Origin of the sequence: Microcoleus sp. N9_A1 (assembly GCF_036701795.1) — a bacterium.
Taxonomy (GTDB): domain Bacteria; phylum Cyanobacteriota; class Cyanobacteriia; order Cyanobacteriales; family Microcoleaceae; genus Microcoleus.
In genome coordinates, this window is the sequence record NZ_JAUBRI010000192.1 from 1 (window position 1) to 1,137 (window position 1,137).

Annotated in this window: 1 protein-coding gene; it reads right to left on the minus strand. The window is 36.6% G+C overall.

Going from position 1 to position 1,137, the window contains the following annotated elements:
• The coding region (locus tag QUA58_RS31385) for an IS4 family transposase (protein WP_333398026.1) at positions 1–1,024 on the minus strand (1,024 nt) is incomplete at its 3' end.
• Between the last annotated feature and the right edge of the window lie 113 nt (positions 1,025–1,137).

Here is a 1,137-nt window from a genome sequence, read left to right on the forward strand (position 1 = left end):
CAGAACCTGTCCATAAATAACTTAAATTTAGGAGTCTCTTTACTATACAAAAGGCGTCTTCAATTCGCCAGCGTCTTTGATATAAATCTGCCACTACATATGGGGGCAATATTTCGGGTTCTCGGATACTCGTCAGATAAGAACGCCAGCTATTTTTCGAGCGAATTTGTACTAATCTTATAGTCAAACTAGGTGTCTTTTTTGTCCCTGCACCTATCTGGATTATCTGGTCTTTAACATCATAGGTATTGGTTAATACCCGTTTTACTTGATAAGATGCACCTTTCTTAATTCGAGTGATAAATCCAATTTCTTGCTCAATTAATTTTGACCAAAAAGCGAAGTGATAGAAGCCTCTATCCAGTAACAGCAAAGTTTTTGGCTTAACTGTTTTTAGTAAATCTTCTTCCCAATGGGTATCTGCTTGTTTCGGATTTGTCCAAAACCAAATTTCTTCGGGAAGATGAGTTACTAGGTCTATTATTACTCCCATTTTCCCGGCTAATTGACCAATTGGAACATCTGATAAACTTTCTAGTTTCCGAAATAATGCTTCTAATGTTGAGCCGTCTGCTATCCAGATATTTTCAAAGTTTTTTAAGGCAAATTGTACGCTATCTGGTAATAGTCTCGACTTTCTCATCAACCATTTTTGTCGAAAATGAGGTAGTAATTCTTTAAATACTTTTTCAAACAAAATAGCTGGAAAAGTTAAAAAGCTGAGTGATAATGCTTGTTGGCTAATTTCTTGTGGCTGACACCATAAAAAGCCTTCTCTCTTTAATAATCTGGTTAATTCTGTTACTCCTGCTACGTCTCGCCATAATAAACTTAATACGGAGGCCATCATTAACGGTAGTGTTAGAATTCTATCTCTTAAATTTAGTTGGCGATAAAAAGTTTTTTGGGCCGCCATTGCTGGAATTAATAAATCTTCCAGGTAATTCGCTACCGCTTCGTTTTCTACTTGAGGACGATTTTTTTTCTTTGCATGATCTCGGTTGATGCGTTTTTTGCTACTCATAAACTGGTTCAATTATGGCTCAACTGCTTACCCGGTCAAGGTTTCATCCTATTTTACCTCTTGCAAGTCTACCCCCTTGACAATTTGCACTTTTTCTTAACTTGTCACAAATG